The following is a 26,451-nucleotide window of genomic DNA, read 5'->3' as shown; positions in this document are numbered from 1 at the left end:
GGCCGAGGTCGTCTGGATCGTCGCGACCGTGGCCGAGAGGCGCTCGACCGTCTCGTTGATCGCGCCCTTGAGATCGGCGAAGCGGCCGCGATAGCCGCCCTCGACCTGCCGCGTCAGGTCGCCGCCCGCCACCGCCTGCAGAACCCCGGCGAACTCCGTCGTCGCTCCGTCCACCACGCTGTTGATCTCGTTCAGCCCCTCGACGAGTTCCTTGAGCGGGCCTTCCATGCCGCCGGTCCGGGCCTGGCCGGAGAAGTCGCCGTCGCGGGCGGCGGCGACGATGCTTGCGACCTCGCCGAGCAGCTTCTGGACATGGGCCGCCTGCTCGGCATCGGCGAGCATGGTCAGCTCGCGGCCGCGGCGGTTGTTCTCGAGCGCCAGAGCGTTCTCGCGATAGATTTCGAGCGCGCCGCTGAGCGCGCCGATCTCGTCGGGGGAAGGCGGAGCGGGAATCGCCTGCGAGAAGTCTCCCTGCTGCATGGTGTCGAGCGCGGACTTCAGCGAGACRAGCGGGCGAACGATCCGGCGCTGGACGCCGCGCCAGCTCATCACGCAGATCGCCAGCAAGGCGGCGAGCAGGAAGCCGACGATGCCGAGACGCGTCCAGGCCGCAGCGAGCTTGGCTTGCGTCACATCCGCCATGTCGTCGAGCGACTGGGTGACGGCGGAGACGATCGCGTCGAACGGCGCGTTGCACTGCTTCGTCCAGTCCTCGGCGGCGATGACGGGGCCTGAGCCCTGACCGAGCTTGCCGATCAGCTGGTCCATGCCGCGATTGGCGGCCTCGACCTGGGTGGCGGCCACGCCGACCTTGCGGACGAGCTCCTCGCCGACGCCCGGACGGGCGCTCAGCTGTCTGAGCTGGGCGAGGCTTGCGTCGGAGGAGCCACGCAGCTCGCCGAGCTTGCGAAGCTGGCTTCCGTCGAGCGCCTTGCCGGAGCCGAAGACCGGGCGCAGCAGCGAGCACTGCGTGCCGTAGTTGGAGCGCACGCTCCAGCCGGCGGATTTGAAGCCCTGCAGATCGGCGAGGACCGGATCGGCCAGGCGGGCCGCGTTCGAGGTCGCGGCCGAAGCCGTGACGAGCGCACCCTCGATCGCGCCGACGCCGTTATACCAGGACATCGTCGCGGCGAGGCTACGCTGTGCCTTGGGCTTTGCGGCTTCGGCGTAGAGATCCTGGCTGCGCCCCTCGTTGCGCTTCTCCTGCGCCGAGACGTCCTCGATCAGGGCAGTGCGGTCCGGCAAGTCCGTCGCCTTCAGCCGCGCTATCGCTTCGGCGATCCGCGCCTTGTTGGTCTTCTCGATCTCGCGGATGACGGGGGCGGGATCGTCCGTGGCCTGAATGCTCGTCTGAGCCTGTCCGCGATTGGTGCGGATGGCATTGCCGGTCAGCAGGAGGGCCCTGTCGGCCTCCACGAGATCGGCGAGGCGCATATTGGTCCGAACCTCCATGACGGACTTCTCCGCCATATAGCTCAGCGCACCGATGCCGGGCACGCAGAGGCAGGCCATCGTGGCCACGAGATAGTTCTGGATCGAGGCGGGGAAGAATTTCACGGCGAGGCTCTGGAGGCGACGTACGGCGGGGAAGGCGGTGACGCAGGCCGAGGAGGCTGACCGCGGGGGGCCACGCCTCTTCGTGCCCAGTTATCGTCAACTTGATTAAGATTGCGCTTAGAGCACGGGCCGCTTGCCTTCGTTGCTGTCCGGGATCACCTAAAGGCGATGCATCGCCGTCTCGTCTTCGAGGAACCGGTTTCGCGGGCCGCCATCTGGAGCCGGCGGCTGGCGTGGTTCTCCTGCGCGGTGCTGCTGCTGTCGCTTCTGCTCGTGCGGCTGCGCGAGCCCAGCATCGAAGGGCTTGCGCCGGTCGCCGGAGCCTACCTGCTCGTCCTGCTGGCGCTGGGGCTGGCGCTCGTCGCATTCGCCCGCATCTGGCAGAAGGGGCATCGCGGCGTCGGCATGGCGGCCGGCGCGCTCCTGCTCTGCCTGATCCTGCTGGCACCCGCCGGCTATGTCGGCTTCATGCTGGCGACGCGGCCGGCTCTGGCCGATATCTCGACGGATATCGACGATCCGCCGGCCTTCAGCCGCTCGATGGCTGCGCTGACGGCCCGTGAAGGGCGCATCCCGCCCGATGTCGCGCCCGAAAAGCGCCGCCTGCAAAGGCAGGCCTATCCGAAGATCGCGCCGATCGTCCTCGAGGAGCCGGCGGATGCGGCCTTCAGCCTGGCGCGCAAGGCCGTCACCGCGCTGGGCTGGCAGATCGTGGAAAGCTCCCGTCCCGGCGGTCGCAGCGGGGCAGGGCGCATCGAGGCCGTGGCGCGCGGGCGCATCCTGCACTTTTCGGAAGACATCACTATTCGCATAAAGCCGCGCGTGGACGGCAGCCGCATCGATGTCCGCTCGGCCTCACGCATCGGCAGCCATGATCTCGGTGCCAATGCCAAGCAGATCGCCGCCTTTGCCACCCAGGTCGAGCTGCTGATGGAACGATAGGGCAAGCGACTCCGGTGGGATCGCTTCCTCGTGCTCGCGAGGACGGCCGCGGCGGTGTCAGGCGAGACGGTAACGGCTCGACAGGGCCGGAACCGTGTCGCTGGCGGCGACGAGCCCGCGCGCGACCAGATCCTCAATCTGGGCGAGGACCGACAGCGCGGCGGCCCCGTGCAGCACGGGGGCCAAGCCCTGATAGATCACGGGCACCATGGCCGCGATGGTTTCGTCGCCCGCGCCGATGCGGTTGAGAATGGCGGCCTCGCGCTGGCGGCGATGCTGGACGAGGCCGCGCAGGAAGCGCTGAGGCTCGGTGACGGGGCCGCCATGGCCCGGCCGATAGAGCCGATGGTCCATGCCGCGCAGCTTCTCGATCGAGGCCATATAGGCCGACATCGAGCCGTCCGGCGGGGCGACGATCGAGGTGGACCAGGCCATGACATGGTCGCCGGAGAACAGCGTCTCCTCCTCCGGCAGCGCATAGGCGAGATGATTGGCGGTGTGGCCGGGCGTCTCGACCGCCGTCAGGCTCCAGCCCGGTCCGGAGACGGCATCGCCGTCCCGCATCTGCCAGTCGGGCATGAAATCGCTGTCCGCCGCGGCGTCGAGCACACGGTCTTCGCCGGGGCCGGGCGCACGCGAGGGGCGATGCGGGCCGCAGCCGACGACGCGCGCGCCCGTCGCCGCCCTCAGGGCCGGAACGGCGGGCGAATGGTCGCGATGGGTGTGGGTGACGACGATATGGCTCACCGTCTCGCCGGCGACCGCCGTGAGCAGGCGCGCGACATGGCCGGGATCATCCGGCCCCGGGTCGATGATCGCCACCGTGCCGTGGCCGACGATATAGCTGCAGGTGCCGGTGAAGGTCATCGGCCCGCCATTGCCGGCGATGACGCGGCGCACGAGCGGGGAGAGCTCCGCGACCTCTCCGGCCGGTGTCGTCAGGCTCCTGTCGAATTCGACGTCGTCGCTCACTGTCCGATCCTGTCCCTGTCCGATCTTGCATCCGCGCGAGGCGGCCGTCAGCTTTCGATCCCGCCCAGCCGGACTGCCCGTTTCCGCCAGCCCCGCCCGCTTGTGGCGCTTTGGCGCATTTTCTATAGACAGGGAAGGGGTCGCACGGCGCGGCTTCCATACACAATAATGCGGCCGCACGGCGCGGCCTGCCGCAAAACAGGACGATGTGCCATGGCCGACATGCTGCCCCTGCAGGCTTCGACCCTCGCCGGCGAGCTCTTCCCGGCCGCGAAACCCCGCTCTGCGGCCCTGCGCAATGTGGCGCTGGCCGTCGCTGGCAGCCTGCTCATGGTCGCCGCCGCGAAGATCAAGGTGCCGTTCTGGCCGGTGCCGATGACCTTGCAGACGCTGGCGGTGCTCGCGCTTGGCGCGGCCTATGGCGCGCGGCTCGGAGCCGYGACGATCGCGCTCTATATCGCGTACGGGCTCGCGGGCCTGCCGGTCTTCACCAATACGCCGCCGGCCGTGGCCGGGCCGCTCTACCTTCTCGGCCCGACGGGCGGCTTCCTGCTGGGCTTCGTGGCCGCGGCCGCCATCGCCGGCTGGGCGGCGGCGCGCGGCGCCTCGCTTGCTCGCCTGGTCGGTGGCCTGCTGCTCGCCGATCTCGCCCTCTTCGTCGTTGGCTGCCTCTGGCTGGCCTTCGGCGCGCAGATGGCGGGCGGCGCGAGCGGCGTCGGCCTGGCCAAGGCCTTCGCCTATGGCGCGCAGCCCTTCCTGCTCGGCGAGGTCCTCAAGATCGCGCTCGCGACCTGCATGGTCGGAGCGGGCTGGTCGCTGATCGGCCGGCGCGGCTGAACGCAATCCGCGACTGCAAAACGAAAAGGCCGGGGCGCAAGCCCCGGCCTTTTTCATGAGCAGTTTGCGGCGATCCGCCCGAGGCTGCGCCTGCCGGTCTTAGCGTCCAGTCTTATTTGACCGGCTCGCTGCCGCCGCAGCTCTTCGTGTCAGTCGTGAAGAACGGGCCGAGATTGCCGCATTTGTCGCAGCCGGACAGGGCAAGGCCCAGCCCGAGGATCGCGACGAGAAGGGAGATGCGCTTCATGGGCTTCGACGGCTCCGATTCGAACAGGCCGCGACTTTAACGGCGGTGCCGGGCCCGGGACAAGGACGGGCTTCCGGCTGTTCTCGTCAGAGGCCGCTCGCCAGCCAGCCGAGAATTCCGGCGGCTGAAACCGTGAACAGAACGATCACGGCTTTCGCGTCGTCGGGCCAGTGGCGCATCATGCTTCGTCTCCCATCGAGGAAGGCGTCGCAATAGTCATGCCATTTAACGGAGCCATGACAGGTGGCGCGTGGCGAGCGGTCGCGTATCCTGGCGGCGGGCCGGCTCCCTGCCGGGGCGCTGCCCTTCGAAGGGAGACCAAGACATCATGGCATTGACCATCGGCATGATCGCTCATGACCGCAAGAAGCCCGATCTCGCCGCCTGGGCGGAGGCTCATCTCGATCTGATCGCCCGGCACAAGGTGGTCGCCACCGCCACGACCGGCTCGGTGTTGCAGCGCACCCTGCCGGACCTGCCGATCAAGCTGGTCAAGAGCGGGCCGCTCGGCGGGGACCAGCAAATCGGCGCGATGATCGCCCAGGGCGAGCTCGATGTCCTGCTGTTCTTCCCCGATCCGCTCGAAGCGCAGCCGCACGATGTCGATGTGAAGGCGCTGCTGCGGCTGGTGCTTGTCTATGACATCCCTGCCGCCTTCAGTCCGCGCACTGCGACCGAACTGGCGCGATCCGGGCTTTTCGCCCGGTGAGCGAGCGCGATTCGGCGATCGCGGAGGGCTCACAAGAGCGAGAGTGACGTAGCGTGCTCTTGTGCAGTGCAGCGAAGAGGCTTACGTCGGGCCTGCCTTAGGCAACCCTTCCCCCTATCTGAAAGGAGAGCCGAATGTCTGAAAGGCACCAGTCCGACTGTGCGCTCGAGGATGAGCCCGCCAAACAGACGGAGACCAGCGAAGCGCAGGATCAGGAAGGCTCCGAAGCCTTTTCGCCGCGCGACTATCAAGAAGGATTCTGGGGCAACTAGCCCCATTTTCAACCATCACGAAACCGGAGGGCGGCAAAGCGCCCTCCGGCACGGATCAGCCGATCAGTAGCGCGGGCCGTAGTCCCGGCGATAGCCGTAGCCGGGCCGCGGGCCATAGCCCGGGCGCGGTCCGTAACCAGGGCGCGGGCCATATCCGGGGCCGCGGCCATAGCCTGCCCCATATCCCCTGTTTTGGTGGCCGCGCTGCCGTTCCATATTCTGCTGAATGATCATCATCCGGCGCATTTTTGCTGCGCTCGCGGTGAACTCCACCGGTCGCTCGTCGAGATGCCGGGCCACGGCAGCGGGCAAAGCCTCGCCGGCAAGGGCCGGTGCTGCTGCAGTTGTCAGGGCACCTCCGATCGCGAGCGAGCCGAGAAGGCCGAGAACGGCAGAAATCTTCATGTCAGTTTCCCAAATCAGATGTATCGCACGGGTTGCATCTTAGGGCTGTGCGCGATCAAGACAACCTCTGGGTGAGGGCGGCTGTTCCTACAAGGCTCTGAAAGCGACGGGCGACGCCCGTGAAGGAGGGGATGGCTTTTGCGCCGGAGCGCTCCATTATGGGGGGCGCTTGGCCATTCGCCGTATCCGGCCTGCGTCGCTGGCCGGGGAATCTAGCCCAGCACGGCCGGGGTGATCCGAAACCCACCGGCAAGCCTGCGACGAAACGCGCGGGCCCCGCAGGGCTTAATTCTCAACGCTTTGATTTATCGCGGGAAAYTTTGGTCGGAGTGGCAGGATTTGAACCTGCGACCCCCTCGTCCCGAACGAGGTGCTCTACCAGCCTGAGCCACACTCCGATCAACTGGTGGCCGGCTTATAGCCAGCGCCGCGCCGCAGCGCAACAGCCTGTTTGCATGTTGTGTCGGAAAACCCACCGAAGCTTTTTTCGCATGATCCCGGAGAGTCCGCCAAGGCGGTTGCGCAGGGCGGCGGCGCGTTCTAGAAGGCGCGACACGTTGGGGCGTCGCCAAGTGGTAAGGCAGCGGTTTTTGGTACCGCCATTCGGAGGTTCGAATCCTCCCGCCCCAGCCAAGCGCCTCCGATTTTCACAGACGCGGCCGACCTTCCTCATTCCTGCGACGATGTTGGAGGCTGGTGTAGCGCGCCGCGATTTTCTGGACATTCGACGCGATATTCCGAACAGCGGTGAAACAAGCGATAGCGTCGGCTGATGGCGCTCTGCGCTCCGCCCCTCGGATCGACCGGGCTATCGCATCCGGCTGACGCGATCGTGAAACGGGCGTCCTCAGAATTCCTCCAATCGCAGGCTAGTTCCAGCGGATGGCTTCTGGAAATCTATGGCCGATGCAGATGTGGATCATCCCGAGCTGCGAAGGCGCGCGCCGGTCGAGTGCGGCTAGCAGCGGCTTGCGCCGCGCATGGCGCGGGCTGGGCTTCGCTGTGCTGGGCAGCGCGGCTGTGCTGTTCATGCGCGCTCCGGCGTTGGCGGCGGAAGGCCAGGCGCTGGGACGGTATCTCGCGCTCGAATGCTCCTCCTGCCACCAGCTCTCCGGGGCAAGCGTGGGCGGCATCCCCTCGATTGTCGGCTGGCCCGAGGCGCAGTTCGTCGCGGTGCTCGATGCGTATCGCCGCAAGGAGCGCGAGGGCCAGGTGATGCAGGCCGTCGCCGCAAGGCTTAGCCGCGCGGAGATGGTCGCGCTCGCCGCCTATTTCGGCACCCTTTCACCGAAACCCTGAGATCGCGGAGGCAGGCTTTGAAACCGACACGGCGCGATCTGATCATCGGTGCGGGGACCATCGCCGCTTCCGGCGCGCTGGGAGTGCCGGCTGTTCTGGGCCAGGCCAAGGCGCGCGTCGTCGTGATCGGCGGCGGCGCGGGCGGCGCGACGGCGGCGAAATACATCGCCCGCGACGGCCATGGCGCGATCGCGGTGACGCTGGTCGAGGAGAACGAGACCTATCAGAGCTGCTTCCACTCGAACCTCTACATCGGCGGCTTCAAGAACTACGATCAGATCGTCCATCGCTACGACGCCCTGACCGCGGCCTATGGCATCACGCTCGTTCGCCAGCGCGCCGCGCGGATCGACCGCGACAGAAAAGAGGTCGTGCTGGGCGACGGCAGCCGGCTGCCCTATGACGGCCTCGTCCTCTCCCCGGGCATCGACCTGAAATACGATTCCGTTCCCGGCTGGTCCCAGGCCGCCGAGGAGGTCATKCCGCATGGCTGGAAGCCGGGTCGCCAGACGAGATTGATCCGGGAGAAGCTCGACGCGGTGCCGGATGGCGGCACCATCGTCATGATCGCTCCGCCGAACCCGTATCGCTGCCCGCCCGGACCCTATGAGCGGGCCTCGATGTTCGCCCATATCCTCACATCGACGGGCCGGACCAAGGCCAGGGTCGTCATCCTCGATCCGAAGGACAGCTTCTCCAAGCAGGGTGTCTTCATGCCGGATTGGGAGAAGCGCTATGGCGCGATGATCGAATGGCTTAGCCCCCGAGTTCATGACGGCATCAAATCGGTCGATCCCGCGAGCGGCACCGTCGTCACCGGCTTCGAAACCTATGAGAACTGCGCCTTCGTCAATGTCATCCCCGCCCAGATGGCGGGCGCGATCGCGCGCGAGGCCGGCCTCGCACCGGCCGGCGGCTATTGCGCGATCGACCCCGCGACGATGAAATCGACCGCCGACCCAGCGATCTTCGTGCTCGGCGACGCCTGCAATGCGGGCGACATGCCGAAATCGGCCTTCTCGGCCAACAACCAGGCGAAGGTCGTGGCCATGGTGGCCTGCGCGGAGCTGGCGGGCGGCCCGGGCTTTCCCGCGCGCTACTTCAACACCTGCTGGAGCCTCGTCGGCCCCGACGACGCGATCAAGGTCGGCGGCCGCTACGAGCCGAAGGACGGGCGCATCGCGGCGACCGAGACCTTCATCTCGCAGCCCGGCGAGAGCGACGAGGTTCGGCGGCAGACCCAGGCCGAGAACCTCGCCTGGTACGAGGCGATCTGCGCCGACATGTTCACCTGATGTTTGCCGTTTGCGGATGCCGCGCGAGCGCGTCCGTTCGAGAGATTTGAACGTTCGCATTGGAGACCGGAGTCGATGACGAAGACGATAGCCGCAACTGCCGCCATGATCGCCGCCATGATGTTGGGGGCTGCATCCGCCAGCGCGCAGGATGTCGCCGCGGGCGAGAAATCCTTCGCCAAATGCCGTGCCTGCCATCAAGTCGGCGAGACGGCGAAGAACACGATCGGACCCGTGCTCAACGGGTTGTTCGGCCGGCAATCGGGCGCGGTCGAGGGCTATGCCTATTCGCCCGCCAACAAGAATGCGGGCATCACCTGGGACGATGCCAGCTTCGCCGACTACATCAAGGATCCGCGCGCGAAGATGCCGGGCACCAAGATGGTTTTCGCCGGCATCAAGAACGACACGGAAATCGCCGATCTCACCGCCTATCTCAAGCAGTTCGCCGCCGACGGCAAGAAGCTGTAGGGGGTCTAGAGCATTTCCGCGTTTCTCCGAATCGCGGAAATGCTCCATCTCTTTGTCTCATCGCATTTTCTTCACGCGAACCGGTGTCCACTTCGCTCGAAAATGCTCTAGCGCCGCATGGCCGGTGTCTCGACGGGCAGCCCCTTGGCTCGCCCGGCGAGATAGAGCTCCAGAGCGAGATATTCGGGCGAGCCATAGTCGAATTGCGTCGCCCTGACGCCGAGCGAGCAGGCTCGCAGCCGTCGATGCAGCGAGCCGACCGTGTTCCATTCCAGCCGATAGGCGGGATAGCCCGTGCCGACGCCATGGCTGATCGTATCGCCTCGCAGCTTCTGTCCGACGAGCCCGTCATGGCATTGCTTGCAGGAGAGATTGAGCTGCCCCTGCCGGCGTTCGTAGAAGGCCTTGCCTGCCTCGAAGAAGGGCTGCGCCGGCCCGTCCGTCCGCACGCTCATCGGCAGGCCGCGAGACAGCGAGGCGATATAGGCTGTCAATGAAAGCATCTCGGCCGTTTCATAGCCGAAGGCCGGCTGCTGTTGGCGTTCGACACGGCACTGCTCGATCCTGCCTTCGAGATTGAGCAGCTTGYCGCTGGATGGGTCCACTTGCGGATAATGCGTCGCCGCGCCCCGCAGACTCGTGGCGGGATCGGCGTGGCAGTCGAGGCAGGCCTGGCCGCCGCCGGAGGGCTTGGCGGCGAAGAGATCCCGGCCCTGATCGACCCAGAACCAGGCCGGGTTGCGGGTCGGATCGTCCTGCTGGCGGTGCAGTTCCGGAGATAGGAACGTGCTGCCGGATACGATCTCGTCGGCTTGCGCCGGCGCCAGGACCGTCAGCAGACCGATCAGCAGGAGCGAGAGGCGCAAGGCGCTTCTCAGGCCACGGTCAGGCGCGCCGTGCGCGTATAGGTCGCGCCGCCGTCCTCCCGCCACTCGAAGACGATGTCGCCGGTCTCGACTGCGCGCGTGCAGAACGCGACGAAGGGGTTGGCGGCGACGCCGGTATTCATGTCGATGCGAAAGATCTCGGCGCCGGCATAGGTCGCGGTCATCCGGTTGAGGATCTTGCGCGGCACGGTGCCGCCCTTGCCGTCCGACTGGCCGCCGCGGTCCATGGGATGGCGGACCAGCACCTTGATCTCGACGGGCTCGCCCGCCTTGGCCTGGGGCGGCACGGTGATGCGGGCATTGAACATCGCTCAGCCTCCGTCAATGCAGGCGCTCAGCGTCACCACGACAGGCGCCCTGGCGATCGCGTAGCGCCCGTCGCTATGGGCAACCACCGCGGCGACGGTCTGCGATTGCGCGAGACGCAAGGTGATCGCCACCTCCGCCCGGCCCGCACGCGGCGAGAGATGGATCCGCGCCATGTCCGGAAAGGGGTTCTTGTCGGCAATCAGATGGATCCAGCGAACATGCGCCGCCTCGGTCATCGGGCTGTCGACGGCGATGCGGACATCCACCGAATTTCCATTCTCGACCAGCGCCGGGATCTCCAGCCTGACACCGCCTTCGGCCGGAACCGTGCCTTCCGTGACGCGCCGGACGAGATCGTCCATCGTTTCGGTTTCAGCGGCGCTGGACATCTCGGGCCATGTCGCCAGTGCCAGGCCCGCCGCAGCGATGGCGACCGCCTCCCGGCGGCTCAGGGCCTCACTGCGTCCTGAGCGAGGCGAGATAGGAAACGACATCCTCGATCTCCTGTGCCGAGAGCGCGGGCTGGCCGCGATAGGCCGGCGCCACGTCTCGCATGTTTTCCGTACGGAAGTAGGGCGGCATCACCGTGTCGGGATCGAGCCGGGACATGTCGACCAGTCGCAAACGGATCTGCCCGGCGTCGAGCCTTGCRCCTACTCCCTTGAGCGGCGGCCCGATCGAGCCCTGGAAGGGTTCGGCCGGATCGTCGCCATGATGGCAGATCAGGCAGTTGCCGCGCTCGCGATCCCTGACGAGCGCCGCCCCGCGCGCCGCGTCGCCGACCTTCCCGGCCAGCGGTTCCGGTATGGTGTCGGCGACGATGCGGTAGGGCTCCAGCGCCGCCACCTGCCCGGCGAGCAGGGCGAGGGCGATGGCCCCCGCCCAGCCCGCCGCGCGGTTACGCCTTGCGCAGGTCGGCATTCTTCAACGGAAGCGAGCGGACGCGCTTGCCCGTCGCCGCGAAGATCGCGTTCAGGACGGCGGGCGCCGCGACCGCGATCGTCGGTTCGCCCACGCCGCCCCAGAAACCGCCCGATGGCACGATCACCGTCTCGACCTTCGGCATCGCCTCGAGGCGCATCACCTCGTAGGTGTCGAAGTTCTCCTGCTCGACGCGGCCATCCTTGATGGTGATCTCGCCATAGAGCGCCGCCGAAAGGCCGTAGACGAAGGAGCCCTCGACCTGCCGCTCGATCTGCGCGGGATTGACGGCGTGGCCCGGATCGGTTGCCGCGACGATGCGGTGGATGGTGAGCTTGCCGTCGGCGCCGACGGAAACCTCCGCCACAGCCGCGACATAGGAGCCGAACCCCATGGTCTGGCAGATGCCGCGGAAGACGCCGTCCGGCAAGGGCTTGCCCCATTCGGCGCGCTCGGCCGCAGCGTTGAGCACGGCAAGATGCTTGGGGTGGCTCTTCATCAAGGAGCGCCGGAATTCGAGCGGATCCTTGCCCGTTTCATGCGCGAGTTCGTCGATGAAGCTCTCCAGATAGATCGTGTTCTGGTTGAGGTTGACGCCGCGCCAGAATCCCGGCGGCACATGCGGGTTGCGCATCGCATGGTCGATCAGGAGGTTGGGAAAGGAATATCCGATCGAGGCTTCCGGTCCGGGCGCGTTGAGCCCCTGGAAAACAACCGGGTCGCGCCCGTTCTGGATGTTCTGCGGGAAGAGGCCGGCGACGATCGATTGACCGGAGATGCGCATGTGGAGCGCGGTCACATTGCCGTCCTTGTCGAGTCCGGCCCTGAGCTTGCACTGCGTGATCGGGTGGAAACGCCCGTGCAGCATGTCCTCCTCGCGCGACCAGATCAGCTTCACCGGCGTGCCGGGGATCTGCTTGGCGATGGCGACGACCTGCCTGACCCAGTCGTGCACCGCACCGCGCCGGCCGAAGCCACCGCCGAGGTCGATCTTGTAGGCTTCGCATTTCGCCAGCGGCAGGCCCGAGGCCTCCGCGGTGGCGGCCAGCGCTGCCTCGCCGTTCTGCGTCGGCGTCCAGACCTCGCATTTGTCGGGGGTGTAGAGCGCGGTCGCGTTCATCACCTCCATGCAGGCGTGATTCTGGAAGGGGTAGCTGTAGGTCGCCTCGACCACGCGGGCGGCCCCGGCCAACGCCCCCTTGGCGTCGCCATTCTGGTTGCCGACCACGGCGTCGGGCGCATCGAGCCCTTCCTTCAGCCAGGCCGCGATGCTTTCGCTCGTGACCTTGGCGTTGGGACCCTCGTCCCATTCGATCGGCAGCGCGTCGAGCGCGGTCTTGGCCTGCCACCAGGTCTCGGCGACGACGGTGACCGCGCTGTCCCCGACGGGCAGGACATGCTTCACGCCCGGCATGCCCCTGACCTTGGCCGCATCGAAGCTCTTCACCTTTCCGCCGAAGACCGGGCAGTCCTTGATCGCGGCGTTGAGCATCCCCGGCAACTTGAAATCCATGCCGTAGATCTTCTTGCCGTTGGTCTTGTCGACCGTGTCGAGGCGGGGCAGCGCCTTGCCCGCGATCGTCCAATCCTTCGGGTCCTTGAGCGGCACCTCCTTCGGCGCTTCCAACTTCGCGGCCGCAGCGGCCATCTGCCCGTAACGGAGCGAGCGGCCGGACGCCTTGTGCGTGATCACGCTCTTCTCGGCGCTGCATTCGGCCGCCGGCACCTTCCATTCGTTCGCCGCCGCCTGGATCAGCATCATGCGTGCCGCGGCGCCGCCCTTGCGGACATAATCGTGCGACTCGCGGATGCCGCGGCTGCCGCCGGTCGAGAAATTGCCCCAGACGCGGTTGCGCGCGATGTTCTGGCCGGGCGTCGGATATTCGGTCGTCACCTTCGACCAATCGCAATTGAGCTCCTCGGCGACGAGCTGCGCGAGGCCGGTGAGCGTGCCCTGGCCCATTTCCGAACGGGCGATGCGGATCACCACCTTGTCGTCGGGATGGACGACGACCCAGGCATTGATCTCGGGGGTTCCCGCCTGCTGAGCGCCGGCAGGAATGGAAAAGCCGAAGGTGAAGGCGCCGGCAACCGCGGCCGAACCGGCGAGGATGTGGCGGCGGGATGGGCGGAAAGAACGGGGGGCGGATAAGACGGTCATGATCGCTCTCCTCTCCCTCAACCGCGGCCGAGCTGGCCGCCGGCGGCGACGTCGAGGATCGCGGCCTTGACGCGGACATAGGTGCCGCAGCGGCAGATATTGGTCATCTCGCTGGCGATGTCGGCTTCGCTCGGCTTCGGATTGGCCTGCAGCAGCGCAGCTGCGGTCATGATCATGCCGCTCTGGCAGAAGCCGCATTGCGGCACGTCGTGCTTGATCCAGGCCTGCTGGACCGGATGGGTTCCATCAGGGGAGAGCCCTTCGATCGTGACGATCTTCTGCTCCTCGGTCACGGCGCTGACCGGCAGCGCGCAGGAGCGCGTGGCGACGCCGTCGATATGGACCGTGCAGGCGCCGCATTGGGCAACGCCGCAGCCATATTTCGTGCCGGTCAGACCGATTTGTTCGCGGATCACCCAGAGCAGCGGCGTGTCGCCATCGACTGCGACGTCCAGAGTCCGGCCATTCACATTCAGCTTCGTCACCGTAAACCCTCCCGGTTCGGTTCAAGCAGGACGGCGAGAGAGCCAACGCGCCTCGCCGGAAGCCTCGGGATGTCGTGCGAGCATGCCGAGGATTTTTGAAGTGGAATGATTGAAACTCAGAAGTCCGGCGGCGCCAACGGCCAGCATCGGCCGATCACGTTTCGTGAGCGCTGCCAGAAGAGCGAATGCAGCGCCGTATCGTGCGAAAACGGCTTTTACTCCGCGCAATTCGGACGCTTCTGCCCGCATAGCGGGTGCTCAGCCACCGTTGCGTGTTTCACGCAGATGTGAACCTCGGGATTGCCTGAGGCTGCGTGACGTCGTCAGGCGGCCGCCCCGCAATATGGTCGATGTGTCGATCGCGTTCGATCCGGCGAACGACATGGCGTTGCGGCCTGCTCTCGCAGGGCGCCGGGAACGATTAAGACCGCTCTCTTCCCTCGGCCTCGATCAGGTATTCGATGTGGCGCCGCCCGGACGCTCCGGGCCGGATCGCGACCGCGACGCCGAAGATGCGTTGGATCGTTTCGCTCGTCAGGACCTCGTCCGGCGAACCCGCCGCTTCCAGCCGCCCTTCATGCAGCAGCGCGATCTCGTCGCAGAACATCGCTGCGAGGTTGAGATCGTGCAGCGCCATGATGCAGGTGATGCCGAGGCGGCGGATGAGGTTGAGGATCGCGAGCTGGTGCTGGATGTCGAGATGGTTGGTCGGCTCGTCGAGGATCAGCTCGCTCGGTTCCTGCGCCAGCGCCCGGGCGATATGGGCCCGCTGGCGCTCGCCGCCCGACAGCGTATGCCAGGACTGGTCGTGCCGCTCCGCGAGCCCGACCCGCGTCAGCGCTTCGTTCACCGCCGCCTCGTCCGCCGCACTCCAGGATGCCAGCGCGGCGCGATGCGGCGTGCGGCCGAGGCGGACGACGTCGCAGACGGACAGCTGGATCTCGGTCGTCGCCTGCTGCTCCACGAAGGCGAGGCGGCGCGCGAGATCGCGCCGCGCCACGCCGGCGATGTCGCGCCCATCGAGCATGACGACGCCGCTCGCGACATTGCGCAACCGGCAAAGCAGCCTGAGAAGGCTCGATTTGCCCGAGCCGTTCGGACCAATCAGGCCGAGCACCCGGCCTGGCGCCGCCTGCAGCGTCACCCCGTCGATGATCATCCGGCCGGCCGTGCCCCAGCGCACTTCCCGCATCGCGAGCGTCATGTCGGCCCCATCATTTGGGTTTCCTGGCGCGATAGAGGATCAAGGCGAAGACCGGCGCGCCGAACAGCGCGGTGACMACGCCGATCGGCAGGATCTGCTGCGGGATCAGCACGCGCGACAGGATGTCGGCGAGGATCATGAAGATCGCACCGATGACGAGGCAGGCGGGCAAAAGCCGGGCATGGCCGGAACCGACGAGGAAACGGGCGGCATGGGGAATGATCAGCCCGACGAAGCCCACCGTTCCGACGATCGAGACCATCACGGCGGTCATCACCGCGGTCGTGGCGAAGAGCACGATTTTCACCCGCGTGACCGCGACGCCGAGCGAGGCGGCCGCGTCGACGCCGAAAGCGAAGGCGTCGAGCGCCTTGGCGTGCAGCATGCAGATGCCGAAACCGATGAAGGCGACCGGCGCCGCAATCCAGAGGTCGGGCCAGCGGACGCCGCCGAAATTCCCAAGGAGCCAGAACATCACGCCCCGCACCTGCTCGGCGCTGGCGAGCGTCGTCACGATCGTCGCGGTCGCCGCGTTGAAGAGCTGCGAGGTGGCGACACCGGCGAGGATGACGCGATCGCTCGCCCCGCCCGCTCCGGTCGCCAGGAGCGCGACCACCGCCAGCGCGGCGCAGGAGCCGATGAAGGCGCCGGCCGAGACCGTCAGCGCCGTGCCGCCGATGCTGACGCCGAGGATCAGCACCGCGACGGCGCCGGTCGAGGCTCCCGCCGAGATGCCGAGAACGTAAGGCTCCGCCAGGGGATTGCGCAGCAGCGCCTGCAGGATTGCGCCTGAGAGAGCGAGCGCGCCGCCGCACAACCCCGCCATCAGCGCCCGGCTGAGGCGATAGTCGAAGATSACGCCCTGCTGGATCGCGCTGACAGGCCAATCGAGGTCGAACAGCCCGTTGCCGAGCGCCTTCAACGCCGTCTCCAACGGGATGCGCATCTCGCCGATCGTCACCGCCAGCGCCACCGCGAAGGTGAGCGCCAGCAGCGAAACCAGCGCGACGGCGATCCGCGCCGGCCAGTTCGGGCCGTGGGCTGCGTGGCTCAAGGAGTCAGACCGAAGCCGGCGATCGCCTTGGCGAGCGTCTCGATGCCGTCCACCGTATCGAGCCCGGCGCGGGTCGCTCCGACATCCATGATGACGATGCGATTGTTCTTCACCGCGTCGAGCTTGCTGGCGACGGGGTCGGTTTTCAGGAAATCGAGCTTCTTCTCGATATCATCGGCCGGAAAGCGGCGGCGATCCATCTTCACCGTGACGATGACCGCGGGATTGGCGGCGGCGATGCTCTCCCAGCCGACCAGCGGCCATTCCTCATTGGTCGTGATGATGTTGCGCGCCCCGAGTTTCGACAGGATGTAGGCGGGCACGCCGTTCCTGCCGGCCATGAAGCCGTCGCCCTTGATGTCCTTGCTGGAGAACCAGACGACGACCGGCACGTCCTTGACCTTTGCATCCGCCACGGCCTGGACCGCCTTCTCCTCGCGCGCCTTGAGCTCGGCGACGAGCGTCTCGGCGCGGTCGGGCACGTCGAAGATCTGCCCGAATTCGCGGATGTTGCGATAGACCAGCTCCATCGTGAACATCTGGGTGCGCACGCCGTCGCCGCCGCCGGAATTGTCCTTGCCGACGCAATCGGTCGGCGAGACATAGGTGGGCACCTTGACCTTGGCGAACTGATCGCGCTTGCCGACGATGCCGTTGGGKCCGAYATGCCATTCGAACATYGCRGTSACGAGGTCSGGYTCCTGSGCGASRACSGCCTCGRARCTCGGRTCGTTGTCGGCRAGSCGCTTCACCTTGGCRTTGACCGCCTCATAGGGCTTGGCGATGGGCGAGAACCAGACGGCGGTGCCGACGACGCGGTCGCCGAGGCCGAGCGCATAGAGGATCTCGGTCTGCGTCTGGCCGATCGAGACGATGCGCCTGGGCGCGGCATTGAAGGTGATCGTCTCGCGGCAGTTCTCCAGCGTCAGCGGATACTGGGTCGGCGCTGCGACGGCCGCGCCCGCGGCCAGGCTGCCGAGGAATGCCAGGACGGGCCATTGAAGCAGGCGGACGAGAGGGCGCGCAATCGGCACAGAGGAAGCCTTATATGAAACATTGTTACATTTCTGATAGGGCGAGCGGCGCGCAGCCGTCAAGCTCCCCGCGACAGCGCGGCCTGCGGTCTTCATGAACATGGACTTCATCGCTCCCCGAGATGACGGATGCGGGAGCTGCGCAGGATGCGGACGGATGACGGCCGCGCGGCCATCACCGACACACACCTCCGGAACACCCCGTCCGAAAGACGTCTTCGACGACCGGGGCAGGTCTCCTGGCTCGCGGGTCGACGCCGGTTCCGCCCGGCCTTCCCGGCGCGGCACGCGCCAGTGGACGATGGACGGAGAGCTCGCCGCTTACAGTTGCGGGGGCAGCCTCGGCTTTGGCGCAACGCGCCTCACCGAATTCCCTCTTAGCTCCAGGCTGAATCTGGAGAACCTCGATCACGCCCAACCTATAAGGTCGTGCCGCACCGTCAAGCTCGGTTCGGGACCATCATGATCGACGTCGGTATGCCGCCGGYACTGTCGAGCTGGGGCCCAGGCGCGGCGGCTTCGCAGACCGGTGTGATGTCCGGGCTTTCTCCGCTCGACGCAGCGTCACTGGCCATGTTGCTGCCCGGGTTTCTGGCCCGCCCTGCCAGGAGATCGGTTCACTGCGGGCGTGATCTTCCGGCAGCCAAGATCTCGCTTGCGGCGATTTCTGCCACGCGGCATCCCGTCTTGATCCTTACGTAAGGGAATGTTTCYGAAGCGAGGCCGAGCTGCCATCAGGCGGGAGCTTCCGAAAAGCGAGGCTCATTTCGCTTGTCGCGGAGCGGAACGGGGGTAGCTCCGATTCTCCTCAAATATGATAAGTAACTGATATAAATTAGATTTTTATTTGATCTCTGTCGCCGCGCCGGCGTCGTGAACGCATCGCGTGTCGCCTCAAGGAGCTACTCCCTTTGCGCCGACGGGAACCCCTTTGCTCGCTTCACGGTGCAGTGCACCAAGCGTAAGCTGAATAGTACTGTGGGTTGAGTGAGGGTATAGCCGTGTTGCCGAATGCACAGCTCTCCGCGATAGAATTGCAGGATGCCGCGCAAAGGATCAAGCTCCTGCGTCGGGCTGCGACCGAACATGCTGTGGAAATCGGCCGCGAGCTCCTTCGCGTCAAGGAGCGGCTGCCCCACGGGGTCTTCGTCAAATGGGTCGAAAAGGCGTGCGAGTTCAAGATCAGGACCGCGCAGGACCTGATGAAGCTGGCGCGCGGCGCCGATTCCGATGCGAATGCGAAGCTCGTCGCGCTGATGGTTCCATCGACGCTTCGTGTCTATCTCGCCAAGACGACCCCGCCGGCGGTTCGCACCACCATCCTGCAGCGACTCGAGAATGGTGAGCGCGTGTCCCGCAGCGAGCTGCATTCGCAGGTCGTGGATACGCGCAAGACCAGGATGGAGGCGGTGCAGCGTCCGGCGCAGGAAGGATTCTCCTCGTCGTTTCTTCCCGCGCGCGAGCTTAACGGGCCCGCCGAAGGGAGGCGAAACGACCCGGGCGCGGACCGGGCCCGCAGGGTGGCTGAGCTGATTTTGCGGCGGCTCAGCCCGGAGGATTACGGGCTCATCATGGAGGAGATGAGCTGGGAGGTCTGGAACAGAGCCTTTGTCTGGATGAGAGCGGCGCGTGTTGTGGACGCCGAGCATCTGGAATTGGCTTTGCCCAGTACAGCGACGAATCAATCGTGCGAATTCGTTCCTGCAAAGCTGCAGTGAAAAATATCGAAGTTTTATCGTGACTTACAGTCCGCGTATTCGCGTTGTGTGACTTGCGAACGCCGTCTTTGAGGGAGCGGAGTTCCTGCAAAGACATCAAATGGTCGGTGGATACAGATCGGAAGCCCAATGTCGGTCTATATTGACGAGCGCCAGCCCTCCACAACAYTCGGCCTTCTCAGCCTACGCCGCCGCTGGAAGCTCATTGCCGCATGTGTCGGTCTCGCGGCGATGCTTGGCCTGCTCTACACGGTGCTGAGGCCAGCGAGCTATACGGCGTCGACGCAGCTCCTGGTCTATGTGAAGGAAGTTCAGCCCGGCCCCGACCTCGTCATTTCCCTCGGGCGCGCCGATCTCACGCAGGTCGAGAACGAGAGCGAGGTCATCCGCTCGCGCGGTACCCTGGCCAAGGTCGTAGGGTCGCTGGACCTGACCGAGGATTCCGAGTTCGTTCCCGCGGCGACGGCGTTTCAGGGGCTCGCCCGGTGGCTTTCCGGCACGTCGCCAGCAACCTCCGACGAGAGCCGCGCGAAGCAGGAAGCCGCCATCGAGTCCCTCGCCAGGAGCATCGCGGTCAAGCGGGTCGGAACCAGTCACACGATCCTCGTCGACGTCACGACCTCCGATCCGGAGAAGTCCGCGCTCATCGCCAATGGCATCAGCCAGGTCATGCTCCAGGCGCGTCTCAACGCGGAGCAGGATGGCGAGCGCTCGCCATTGCTGCGCGAGCGGCTGCAGGGCTTGGGACCCAGCGTCTATGTGATGACGCCGGCGCTCGCTCCGGACAAGCCCAACGGACCGCGGAAGATCCTGATCATCATGGCTACGGTCATGGCCGGAGTGGTGATCGGGGCGGCGCTGGCGCTGTTTCTCGACTTCCGGGACAAGACGATCCGCAGTGCCGCGCAGATTCAGCGTTTCGGCCTGGAGTGCATCGGCGCGATCCCCTTGTTCAAAAGCGGCAAGCCCGCGATTTCGAGCCAGGCTCGGCAGCGTGCCGGCCAGGATCGCCTGCCTGAAGCCTTGCTGGCGCAAACGCTTCTGCGGGCGACGGTCGCGATCGAGGCGGCCAAGGCACGCACCGTCGGCGTCGCCTCCTCGATCGCAGGAGATGGCGCGACGACCGTGGCGCGGCACCTCGCCCAGATGGCCGCGCGCAGCCAGAGGAAGGTTCTGCTCGTGGAGGCCGGCGGCAGCGAGACGTCGCGATCGTCCGCGAGGGAGATGTCCTCCGCGCCGGCATTCTCGGGGACGCAGCCGCAGCCGCTCGGCGGCAGCCTCTGGAACAATGGCGGCGACGGACCCGATCTTCTCATCACGCCTCCTCCCGGCACCGGCGAGGGCGTCGCCAACTGGTGGATGCATTGCGATCAGACATCGCTGGCAGCCTACGACCTGATCGTCGTCTGCCTGCCGGCCCTCGAACGCGGTCCCGAGTTTCGCATGGCCGCGCAGAACATCGACGGAATCCTGCTGGTGATGAAATGGGGCGGCGCCGAGATGGAGCGGATCGAGCGCGCCTTCACAGTCTCCGGCGCGGCGCCGTCGGATTTCATCGGAGCGGTTTTGAACATGGTCGATGACCGGATGATCGGCCGTTTCGGGGACAAGCTCTGGGAGGCGGAAGGGTTGATGGCCGCCGGACGAGGCCTGTTCGGGCCTGCGATGCCTATCGAGCCGGTTGCCGGATCGTCATGAAGCGGAGAGGTGCTACGATGAAGCGAAGCCGTTCATGGGTAAATGTCGTCGGGACAGTTTCACTGGTCCTGTTCACGCTCAACGGCAACACTGTGCGCGCGACGTCCGACTACGTCGTTCGGGCCGATGACAAGCTCAAGATCAAGATCTTTCAGTATCCTGAGCTGAGCGGTGAATACAAAGTCCGCGCGAATGGAACGATCTCCATCGCGCCGATCGGGGATATTCCCGTCAACGGCCTTTCGACCAAGGAAATCGCGGGCCAGATTGCCGAGCGCTTCGTGCGCTCCGGCATTTCCGATAAGCCCGGCGCCTCGGTCGAGGTCCTCGAGACCCGGCCGGTCTATGTGCTGGGCGACGTGCAGAAGCCCGGCGAGTATCAGTTCCGCCCGGGAATGACCGTTCTGCAAGTCGTCAGCCTGGCCGGCGGGTGGCTGCGGTTCAGTGACCCCGGCCTGATGCGGCTCGACCGCGACAGCATCAACATCACCGGCGATATGCGGAATCTCGTCAGGCGGTATTACGAGCTGACGGCGCGCCGGGCCCGCCTGAACTCCGAGCTGGTGATGAGGAGCGACATCCAGTTTCCGCCCGAGCTTCTCGCCCGGTCGCAGAGCGATGGCGGGGTGAGGCAACTGATCGACGAGGAGCGTTCGCTCCTGAACATCCATGTCGATTCCCTGAAGACCCAGATCGACAGCCTGGAGCAGAACCGGGCCCTGTATGAGCGCGAGATCGAGGCGATCAAGCGCCAGATCGAGGCCAACAAGGTCCAGGTCGCGAGCGTCGAGAAGGAGCTGAAGGAGGTTCGGGATCTGGTTAAGCGTGGCCTGACGACGATCAGCCGCCTGGCGAACCTCGAACGCATGCAGGCGCAGCTCGAAATGAACGAGCAGGGCTTCCAGACGCTGATCCTGCGGTCGCGCCAGAACATCACGCAGGCCGACCAGAGGATCTTCGACCTGAAGAGCGAGCGCAACGCGTCCCTGACCGCCGAGGTGCAGAAGGTTCGGATGGATCTCGACGAGGTCAGCGTGAAGTTCGACACCAACCGGAGTCTTCTCGTGGAGGCCAAGGTGACCGTCCCGACGCTGATCGGAAACTCTGACGGCCCCGTCGAGACCCGCAGCCTGACGGTCGTCCGCGTCCAGGACGGAAAGTCCGAGACGATCGACGCGCCGGAGAGCATGGAGCTCCTGCCGGGAGACGTGCTCAGGGTCCAGCGGAGCATCATCCCCGGAGGAGGGCTCGGCATCGCCGGTCCGCTCGAGCAGACCAACATGATGCTACCGGCCAAAGTGAAGCAGTAACGGTTCGGCTGCGCGATCCGCGCTGCCGGGAACGCAGGCTCGTTTCGCCTGCGAGCGGTGGATGGTTTTGTCTCGTGGTTGTGAGTGGGAGATCGACGATGGCCTGCGGAGACAATAATTCCGGGAAGTTGGAAGCCGGCTCTCTCTCCCTTCAGCAGCAAATGCTGACTTTCGAGCCGCAATTGCGCGCCTACGCCATGTCCCTCAGCCGAAGCGCGGACAGGTCGGACGATCTCGTGCAGGAAACGCTGATGCGCGCGATCAGCAAGATCCACACCTTCCGGCCCGGCACCAATCTCGGTGCCTGGCTGACGACGATCTTGCGAAACTGCTACCTCTCCGATCTGCGCCGGCGGCGCCWCGAGGTCGAGGACGCCGATGGCTGCTATTCCGAGTCGCTGCGCGCGGCGCCGGAGCAGGAGGGCCTGCTGGAATACAAGGAGTTCTGTGCGGCCCTGCGCGAAATTCCGTTCGATCAGCGCGAGGCGCTGATGCTGGTCGGCGCGGCGGGGCTTTCCTACGAGGATACGGCGACGCTTTGTCGAACCACCACCGGAACGATCAAGAGTAGGATCAACCGCGCCCGTTCGCGGCTGGCAGCCCTGCTCGGGATCGACAACATCAGCGAGATCGGTTTCGACAGCCGGGTCCGGGCGGTCATGGCGGTCCATCAGGCCGCCGGCGCGACACGGCGGCTTGCCTGAACGCACCGGGAAGACCGGCTTTCGGAGACGCCGAAAAGAGGGACGCCCACGGCATCGGGCCGAATGCGAAATCCGGCCCGACGCGAAGCTTTCGGTCCGGGTCCCCTCGAGCCGGCTCCTGGATCATTTCCGCGTTTCCCTGAATCGCGGAAATGATCCATCTCTTTGTTTTATCGCATTTTCTTTACGCGAACCGGTGTCCGTTTCGCTCGAAAATGCCTTAGCGTTCCCGCATGCTGTCGTGCTGGTAGCGGGAGAGCGGCGAGAGCAGATAGCTGATGATCCGCCGCCGGCCGGTCTTGACCTCCGCCGTCACGGCCATGCCGGGCGACAGGTTGACCTGCTTGTCCTCGATCGCGAGCTGCGTGCGGTCGAGCGAGATGCGCGCGGCGTAGAGGAGTTCCTGCCCGCGCGGTTCGCTGCTGTCATTTCCCGCTCCCGAGGTTTTGTCACCGGCGGTGTCGGGAATCTTGTCGCGCGGGATGGCATCCTGCGAGATGCTGAGGATGGTGCCGCGCAGCAGGCCGTAGCGGGTGAAATTGAAGGTGTCGATCTTGACGGCGGCTTCCTGGCCGGCGCTGACGAAGCCGATGTCGCGGTTCGAGATCATCGCCTCGATTTCCAGCCGGCTGTCTGCCGGAACGATGTACATCAGCGTCTGCGCCGGCGTGACGACGCCGCCGATCGTATGAATCGCGAGCTGCTGCACGATGCCGTCGACCGGGGCCGTCAGCCTCTGCAGGTTCCTGCGCTGCTCGGCCTTGACGATGTCCCGCCTGAAGCCGGCCTCCTTCTGCTGGGCCTTGGTCAGGTCGTCGAACAGGGTTCGCTCGTACTCCGCCACGGTCTTCGCGCGCGTCTCGGTCAAGGCGGTGACCGCGGCATTGGTTTCGCTGCCGCGCTTCTCCTGAACGAGGATGTCCTGACGCTGGCCGACGAGATCCTGCAATTCGGTGAGATAGGTGACCTTGGAGCCGAGCTCCTTCTGGAAAAGCTGCTCGCGAATCTCGACCCGCTGCTGGAGCGGCACGAGCGTGTTCTTCAGCTTGTCGACGGAGGCCTGAATCGTGTCGCGCTCCGCCGCCTTCTGCGCCAGCTGTCCATCGATGCTCGCGAGCTTGGCCTTCTGCTCGCTGCTCTGGCTGAGGAGGAGGCCGCGATACATCTGGACCAGGTCAGCAGACGCGTCCTTGGGTGGAGTAAACGCCGAAAGGGGGTCTTCCTTGTTGGCGATCGCCGCCCGCAGCCTCGCGATATCGAGGCGAGCGGCCATCAGATCGCTCTGCAGATGACCGACCTCGGCATCGGCGGTCGTCGAGTCGAGATCGACCAACACGTCGCCTGCCTTGACGCTCTGGCCGTCGCGGACCTTGATCTCGCGCACGACACCGGTCTCGAAGGGCTGGACCATCTTGGTCCGGTCGCTGGGGATGATCTTTCCGGGCGCGACGGCGACGATGTCGACGGTGCCGATGCAGGCCCAGAGCAAGGCGGCGGCGAAGATGGAGACGATGCTCAGGCCGATGATGCGCCCGAGCGGGGAGGGCGGCGTCTCGACGATTTCGAGCGCGGCCGGCAGAAATGCGAGCTCCAGGGAGCGCAGGTGCTTCTCATCGGTCGATCGGGCGATGACGGCCTGCTGAAGGGCCTGCGAGCGCGTGGCGAGGCTCGTCACGGCGGCGCGGGTGTTGCGAGCGCCCCATTCCGCCGTCGATGTCAGAGCCTGACGCGCCCTGATCGCCACGGCCCTGTCGAGGCGCGGCATGTTCTCGGCAGCCGTCTTCGCCTGCTTCAGCAGGACCAGACGCCCGCCCCACTGATCTTCGAATTCGGCTCGCGTCATCAGGGTCGGCTGCGTGATGTTCGACGCGACGACGACCGCGTTCTCGTGATTGACCTTTCCGAGCAGGAGGAAGCCGCCGTTGCGAAGCGCCGCAATGCAAGGCAGCGGAAGCTCGGCCAGCTTGTCCCATGTCGCGGAGAAGGAGCGGGCGACAAAGCCATAGGCCCGTGCGCCCTTCAGGATCTCGGTGACGCCGACGGCGCCGTCACCGAGATGGTTGCGAAGGTCTTCCTTCGTGGCGATGGCGCCGCGCAGGCGCAGCAGCATCTCCAGTGCGAAAAGTCCCGATTGATCGTTCGTGAGCGCGTGCATGGCTTTTTTCTCGTCGCCGCTGCTTTCCCGAGGGAAATCAGCGCGGCGTAGAGGCTCCCGGGGTTGTGGAGGATGCGGTCATCCGACGTCTCAAAGATGCTTGTGGGTACGGGCGGTGGCCAGGTTGGACGGCTGATGCCCCGCGAGCGTTGTCAGTGGGGAGGGCCCCCACGCCCCGGATCGGGACGCGGCCTGACCCGCCGCGGCCTGCGTGTTTGCGGCCTCCGGCAATCCGGACTGAAGCCGATGCAAGGTGGCGTAGCGGCCGCCGGTGCGCATCAGTTGCTCGTGAGTGCCGTCCTCGATCAGGCGGCCGCCTTCGATGGTGACGATGCGATCGGCCATCCGCAGGGTGGAGAGACGGTGCGCGATGACGAGCACGGTCCGGGAGCGCGCGATCTGCGTCATGTTCTGCTGGATGATGTGCTCGCTCTCGTAGTCGAGCGCGCTCGTCGCCTCATCGAAGATCAGGACGCGGGGATCGGTCGCCAGGGCCCGGGCGATGGCGATACGCTGCCGCTGCCCGCCCGACAGGCTGCCGCCGCGCTCACCGACGATCGTGTCGTAGCCCTCCGGCAATTTGAGGATGAAGTCGTGCGCGCCCGCCAGTTTCGCGACTTCGATCACCTTGTCCGCCGGAAGGGCGGGGTCGGCCAGGGCGATGTTGTCGCGCACCGAGCGGTTGAACAGGATATTGTCCTGCAGGACGACGCCGATCTGGCGACGCAGCCAGGACGGGTCGATCTGGGCGACGTCGATGCCGTCGACCAAGACCCGGCCGCTTTCCGGCACGTAGAGCCTCTGGGCGAGCTTGGCCAGCGTGCTCTTGCCGGAGCCTGAGGGCCCGACGATCCCGATCATCTGCCCGGCCGGAATGCTCAGGCTGACCTTGTGGAGGATCTCCGGGCCGTCGATCCGGTAGCGGAACGTCACATGCTCGAAGCTGATGTCGCCGCGGATGGCGGGAAGGGCCGTCCGGGAGGGATTATAGGCAGGCTCGGGGGTGGTGTTCAGAATATCGCCGAGGCGGGCGATCGAAAGCCGCGCCTGATGGAAGTCCTGCCAGATCTGGGCCAGTCGCAGGACGGGTCCGCTGACGCGGCCGGCGAGCAGGTTGAACGCGACGAGCTCGCCCACCGAAAGGTTGCCGGCGATGACCAGCTTGGCGCCAACATAGAGGATCGCCGCGGTCACCAGTTTGCTGATGAGCTGAACGGCCTGGCTGGCGACGTTGCCCAGGCTCAGCACCCGGAAGCTCGCGGCGATATAGGCGGCGAGCTGCTCCTCCCAGCGCTGCTGCATCTGGGGCTCGATCGCCATGGCCTTGAGCGTTTCGACCGCCGTCACGCTCTCGACCAGGAAGGCCTGATTCTCGGCGCCGCGGGCGAACTTGTCGTCGAGATAGCGGCGGAAGAGCGGGGTGACGCCTACCGATATCGCGATGTAGAGCGGCAGCGACGCCAGCACGATCCAGGTCAGCAGCGGCGAATAGAAGAACAGCGCGGCCACGAAGACGATCGTGAAGAACAGGTCGATGACGAGCGTCAGCCCCGAACTCGTGAGGAAGTTGCGGATGTTCTCGAGCTCACGCACGCGGGCGACGGAATCGCCGACGCGACGTGCCTGGAAATAGCCGATCGGCAGCGCCAGCAGATGRCGGAACAGGCGCGCCCCGAGTTCGACGTCGATCCGGTTGGTGGTGTGCGAGAACAGATAGGTCCTGAGCGCGCCGAGGACGACTTCGAATACGGCAATGGCGACCAGCCCGATGACCAGCACGTCCAGCGTGCTCATGCTGCATGCTG

Annotated in this window: 26 protein-coding genes, 2 tRNA genes and 1 riboswitch; of the genes, 12 read left to right on the top strand and 16 right to left on the bottom strand. The window is 66.1% G+C overall.

Features of this window, described 5'->3' with window-relative positions:
* Positions 1 to 1,557: HAMP domain-containing protein (locus tag AB4Y99_RS08070; RefSeq protein ID WP_441522948.1), on the bottom strand; the 1,557-nt coding region annotated here is incomplete at its 3' end.
* 168 nt (positions 1,558 to 1,725) lie between these two features.
* Between AB4Y99_RS08070 and AB4Y99_RS08065 the strand changes: the two genes are divergently transcribed.
* Positions 1,726 to 2,499 (top strand): DUF1499 domain-containing protein, encoded by a 774-nt coding sequence (locus AB4Y99_RS08065; protein ID WP_441522947.1) that lies wholly within the window; start codon positions 1,726 to 1,728, stop codon positions 2,497 to 2,499.
* Positions 2,500 to 2,556: 57 nt separating this feature from the next.
* Here the strand turns inward: AB4Y99_RS08065 and AB4Y99_RS08060 are convergent, their stop codons facing one another.
* The gene (locus AB4Y99_RS08060; RefSeq protein WP_429067106.1) at positions 2,557 to 3,471 is read right to left on the bottom strand and encodes an MBL fold metallo-hydrolase; all 915 of its coding nucleotides are present in this window, start codon (positions 3,469 to 3,471) and stop codon (positions 2,557 to 2,559) included.
* A gap of 213 nt (positions 3,472 to 3,684) precedes the next feature.
* Here AB4Y99_RS08060 and AB4Y99_RS08055 point away from each other — a divergent pair, with 213 nt between their 5' ends.
* Entirely contained in the window at positions 3,685 to 4,308 is a 624-nt protein-coding gene (locus AB4Y99_RS08055; RefSeq protein ID WP_441522946.1) for a biotin transporter BioY, read from the top strand.
* Positions 4,309 to 4,420: 112 nt separating this feature from the next.
* On the opposite strand, the gene AB4Y99_RS08050 is transcribed toward AB4Y99_RS08055, so the two are convergent.
* Entirely contained in the window at positions 4,421 to 4,555 is a 135-nt protein-coding gene (locus AB4Y99_RS08050; RefSeq protein ID WP_260368393.1) for a hypothetical protein, read from the bottom strand.
* A 328-nt stretch (positions 4,556 to 4,883) separates the two neighbouring features.
* Here AB4Y99_RS08050 and AB4Y99_RS08045 point away from each other — a divergent pair, with 328 nt between their 5' ends.
* The gene (locus tag AB4Y99_RS08045) at positions 4,884 to 5,264 is read left to right on the top strand and encodes a methylglyoxal synthase (RefSeq protein ID WP_038359451.1); all 381 of its coding nucleotides are present in this window, start codon (positions 4,884 to 4,886) and stop codon (positions 5,262 to 5,264) included.
* A 134-nt stretch (positions 5,265 to 5,398) separates the two neighbouring features.
* Positions 5,399 to 5,536 carry a hypothetical protein gene (locus AB4Y99_RS08040; protein WP_156115882.1) on the top strand — a complete coding sequence of 46 codons (138 nt, stop codon included), beginning with the start codon at positions 5,399 to 5,401 and terminating at the stop codon, positions 5,534 to 5,536.
* A 63-nt stretch (positions 5,537 to 5,599) separates the two neighbouring features.
* Here AB4Y99_RS08040 and AB4Y99_RS08035 read toward each other — a convergent pair whose 3' ends face one another.
* Positions 5,600 to 5,941, bottom strand: coding sequence for a hypothetical protein (locus tag AB4Y99_RS08035; RefSeq protein ID WP_038359449.1), 342 nt, complete (start codon positions 5,939 to 5,941; stop codon positions 5,600 to 5,602).
* Between the two features lie 321 nt (positions 5,942 to 6,262).
* Positions 6,263 to 6,339, bottom strand: a tRNA-Pro gene (locus tag AB4Y99_RS08030).
* Positions 6,340 to 6,499: 160 nt separating this feature from the next.
* On the opposite strand from AB4Y99_RS08030, the gene AB4Y99_RS08025 reads away from it, so the two are divergent.
* The 4 genes from AB4Y99_RS08025 (at position 6,500) to AB4Y99_RS08010 (ending at position 9,006) form a co-directional block, all read left to right on the top strand.
* Positions 6,500 to 6,574: transfer RNA gene (locus AB4Y99_RS08025), tRNA-Gln, on the top strand.
* A 279-nt stretch (positions 6,575 to 6,853) separates the two neighbouring features.
* Positions 6,854 to 7,240 (top strand): c-type cytochrome, encoded by a 387-nt coding sequence (locus AB4Y99_RS08020; RefSeq protein ID WP_441522945.1) that lies wholly within the window; start codon positions 6,854 to 6,856, stop codon positions 7,238 to 7,240.
* 17 nt (positions 7,241 to 7,257) lie between these two features.
* Positions 7,258 to 8,535 carry an NAD(P)/FAD-dependent oxidoreductase gene (locus AB4Y99_RS08015; protein ID WP_441522944.1) on the top strand — a complete coding sequence of 426 codons (1,278 nt, stop codon included), beginning with the start codon at positions 7,258 to 7,260 and terminating at the stop codon, positions 8,533 to 8,535.
* A gap of 75 nt (positions 8,536 to 8,610) precedes the next feature.
* On the top strand, positions 8,611 to 9,006 hold the full coding sequence (locus AB4Y99_RS08010; protein ID WP_038359445.1) for a c-type cytochrome: 396 nt from the start codon (positions 8,611 to 8,613) through the stop codon (positions 9,004 to 9,006).
* A 107-nt stretch (positions 9,007 to 9,113) separates the two neighbouring features.
* On the opposite strand, the gene soxA is transcribed toward AB4Y99_RS08010, so the two are convergent.
* From soxA to AB4Y99_RS07965, 9 genes are all read right to left on the bottom strand, one after another.
* Positions 9,114 to 9,872, bottom strand: coding sequence for a sulfur oxidation c-type cytochrome SoxA (gene soxA, locus AB4Y99_RS08005; protein WP_441522943.1), 759 nt, complete (start codon positions 9,870 to 9,872; stop codon positions 9,114 to 9,116).
* A gap of 8 nt (positions 9,873 to 9,880) precedes the next feature.
* Positions 9,881 to 10,201 (bottom strand): thiosulfate oxidation carrier complex protein SoxZ, encoded by a 321-nt coding sequence (locus tag AB4Y99_RS08000; protein WP_441522942.1) that lies wholly within the window; start codon positions 10,199 to 10,201, stop codon positions 9,881 to 9,883.
* Positions 10,202 to 10,204: 3 nt separating this feature from the next.
* Positions 10,205 to 10,696: a thiosulfate oxidation carrier protein SoxY gene (locus AB4Y99_RS07995; RefSeq protein ID WP_113252693.1), complete on the bottom strand. Its 492-nt coding sequence runs from the start codon at positions 10,694 to 10,696 to the stop codon at positions 10,205 to 10,207.
* Positions 10,659 to 11,123 carry a sulfur oxidation c-type cytochrome SoxX gene (gene soxX, locus AB4Y99_RS07990; RefSeq protein WP_441522941.1) on the bottom strand — a complete coding sequence of 155 codons (465 nt, stop codon included), beginning with the start codon at positions 11,121 to 11,123 and terminating at the stop codon, positions 10,659 to 10,661. Before soxX ends, AB4Y99_RS07995 begins: the two co-directional genes overlap by 38 nt.
* Positions 11,101 to 13,284, bottom strand: a complete 2,184-nt coding sequence (locus tag AB4Y99_RS07985) for a xanthine dehydrogenase family protein molybdopterin-binding subunit (RefSeq protein WP_441522940.1) — start codon at positions 13,282 to 13,284, stop codon at positions 11,101 to 11,103. Before AB4Y99_RS07985 ends, soxX begins: the two co-directional genes overlap by 23 nt.
* Before the next feature lie 17 nt (positions 13,285 to 13,301).
* The gene (locus tag AB4Y99_RS07980) at positions 13,302 to 13,769 is read right to left on the bottom strand and encodes a (2Fe-2S)-binding protein (RefSeq protein WP_113252690.1); all 468 of its coding nucleotides are present in this window, start codon (positions 13,767 to 13,769) and stop codon (positions 13,302 to 13,304) included.
* Positions 13,770 to 14,190: 421 nt separating this feature from the next.
* The gene (locus AB4Y99_RS07975) at positions 14,191 to 14,973 is read right to left on the bottom strand and encodes an ABC transporter ATP-binding protein (protein WP_441522939.1); all 783 of its coding nucleotides are present in this window, start codon (positions 14,971 to 14,973) and stop codon (positions 14,191 to 14,193) included.
* A gap of 10 nt (positions 14,974 to 14,983) precedes the next feature.
* Positions 14,984 to 16,027 (bottom strand): FecCD family ABC transporter permease, encoded by a 1,044-nt coding sequence (locus AB4Y99_RS07970; protein ID WP_441522938.1) that lies wholly within the window; start codon positions 16,025 to 16,027, stop codon positions 14,984 to 14,986.
* Entirely contained in the window at positions 16,024 to 17,061 is a 1,038-nt protein-coding gene (locus AB4Y99_RS07965; RefSeq protein WP_441522937.1) for an ABC transporter substrate-binding protein, read from the bottom strand. Before AB4Y99_RS07965 ends, AB4Y99_RS07970 begins: the two co-directional genes overlap by 4 nt.
* Before the next feature lie 212 nt (positions 17,062 to 17,273).
* Positions 17,274 to 17,483, bottom strand: a riboswitch (cobalamin riboswitch).
* 579 nt (positions 17,484 to 18,062) lie between these two features.
* Here AB4Y99_RS07965 and AB4Y99_RS07960 point away from each other — a divergent pair.
* The 4 genes from AB4Y99_RS07960 (at position 18,063) to AB4Y99_RS07945 (ending at position 22,491) form a co-directional block, all read left to right on the top strand.
* Complete coding sequence (locus AB4Y99_RS07960) at positions 18,063 to 18,779, top strand: DUF3102 domain-containing protein (protein ID WP_441522936.1); 717 nt, start codon at positions 18,063 to 18,065, stop codon at positions 18,777 to 18,779.
* A 129-nt stretch (positions 18,780 to 18,908) separates the two neighbouring features.
* Positions 18,909 to 20,477, top strand: a complete 1,569-nt coding sequence (locus AB4Y99_RS07955; protein ID WP_441522935.1) for a Wzz/FepE/Etk N-terminal domain-containing protein — start codon at positions 18,909 to 18,911, stop codon at positions 20,475 to 20,477.
* Positions 20,478 to 20,494: 17 nt separating this feature from the next.
* Positions 20,495 to 21,787, top strand: a complete 1,293-nt coding sequence (locus tag AB4Y99_RS07950) for a polysaccharide biosynthesis/export family protein (protein ID WP_441522934.1) — start codon at positions 20,495 to 20,497, stop codon at positions 21,785 to 21,787.
* A gap of 161 nt (positions 21,788 to 21,948) precedes the next feature.
* Entirely contained in the window at positions 21,949 to 22,491 is a 543-nt protein-coding gene (locus AB4Y99_RS07945) for a sigma-70 family RNA polymerase sigma factor (RefSeq protein ID WP_441522933.1), read from the top strand.
* A 220-nt stretch (positions 22,492 to 22,711) separates the two neighbouring features.
* On the opposite strand, the gene AB4Y99_RS07940 is transcribed toward AB4Y99_RS07945, so the two are convergent.
* Positions 22,712 to 24,646: an HlyD family type I secretion periplasmic adaptor subunit gene (locus AB4Y99_RS07940; protein WP_081925179.1), complete on the bottom strand. Its 1,935-nt coding sequence runs from the start codon at positions 24,644 to 24,646 to the stop codon at positions 22,712 to 22,714.
* A gap of 90 nt (positions 24,647 to 24,736) precedes the next feature.
* The coding region (locus tag AB4Y99_RS07935; RefSeq protein ID WP_441522932.1) for a type I secretion system permease/ATPase at positions 24,737 to 26,451 on the bottom strand (1,715 nt) is incomplete at its 5' end.

Source organism: Allobosea sp. TAB14 (genome assembly GCF_052113865.1).
Lineage (GTDB): Bacteria > Pseudomonadota > Alphaproteobacteria > Rhizobiales > Beijerinckiaceae > Allobosea > Allobosea spartocytisi.
The sequence above is the reverse complement of the archived record's forward strand: the minus strand, read 5'-3'. Positions and strand labels throughout refer to the sequence as shown.

Excerpts from the sequence above, each read along its gene's own strand:
- AB4Y99_RS07975 (WP_441522939.1), bottom strand. The coding sequence starts at position 14,973 with ATGACGCTCGCGATGCGGGAAGTGCGCTGGGGCACGGCCGGCCGGATG.
- AB4Y99_RS07940 (WP_081925179.1), bottom strand. The coding sequence starts at position 24,646 with ATGCACGCGCTCACGAACGATCAATCGGGACTTTTCGCACTGGAGATG.
- AB4Y99_RS07995 (WP_113252693.1), bottom strand. The coding sequence starts at position 10,696 with ATGTCGTTTCCTATCTCGCCTCGCTCAGGACGCAGTGAGGCCCTGAGC.
- AB4Y99_RS08045 (WP_038359451.1), top strand. The coding sequence starts at position 4,884 with ATGGCATTGACCATCGGCATGATCGCTCATGACCGCAAGAAGCCCGAT.
- AB4Y99_RS08065 (WP_441522947.1), top strand. The coding sequence starts at position 1,726 with ATGCATCGCCGTCTCGTCTTCGAGGAACCGGTTTCGCGGGCCGCCATC.
- AB4Y99_RS08040 (WP_156115882.1), top strand. The coding sequence starts at position 5,399 with ATGTCTGAAAGGCACCAGTCCGACTGTGCGCTCGAGGATGAGCCCGCC.
- AB4Y99_RS08000 (WP_441522942.1), bottom strand. The coding sequence starts at position 10,201 with ATGTTCAATGCCCGCATCACCGTGCCGCCCCAGGCCAAGGCGGGCGAG.
- AB4Y99_RS07985 (WP_441522940.1), bottom strand. The coding sequence starts at position 13,284 with ATGACCGTCTTATCCGCCCCCCGTTCTTTCCGCCCATCCCGCCGCCAC.
- AB4Y99_RS07950 (WP_441522934.1), top strand. The coding sequence starts at position 20,495 with ATGAAGCGAAGCCGTTCATGGGTAAATGTCGTCGGGACAGTTTCACTG.
- AB4Y99_RS08010 (WP_038359445.1), top strand. The coding sequence starts at position 8,611 with ATGACGAAGACGATAGCCGCAACTGCCGCCATGATCGCCGCCATGATG.
- AB4Y99_RS08035 (WP_038359449.1), bottom strand. The coding sequence starts at position 5,941 with ATGAAGATTTCTGCCGTTCTCGGCCTTCTCGGCTCGCTCGCGATCGGA.
- AB4Y99_RS08020 (WP_441522945.1), top strand. The coding sequence starts at position 6,854 with ATGTGGATCATCCCGAGCTGCGAAGGCGCGCGCCGGTCGAGTGCGGCT.
- AB4Y99_RS08050 (WP_260368393.1), bottom strand. The coding sequence starts at position 4,555 with ATGAAGCGCATCTCCCTTCTCGTCGCGATCCTCGGGCTGGGCCTTGCC.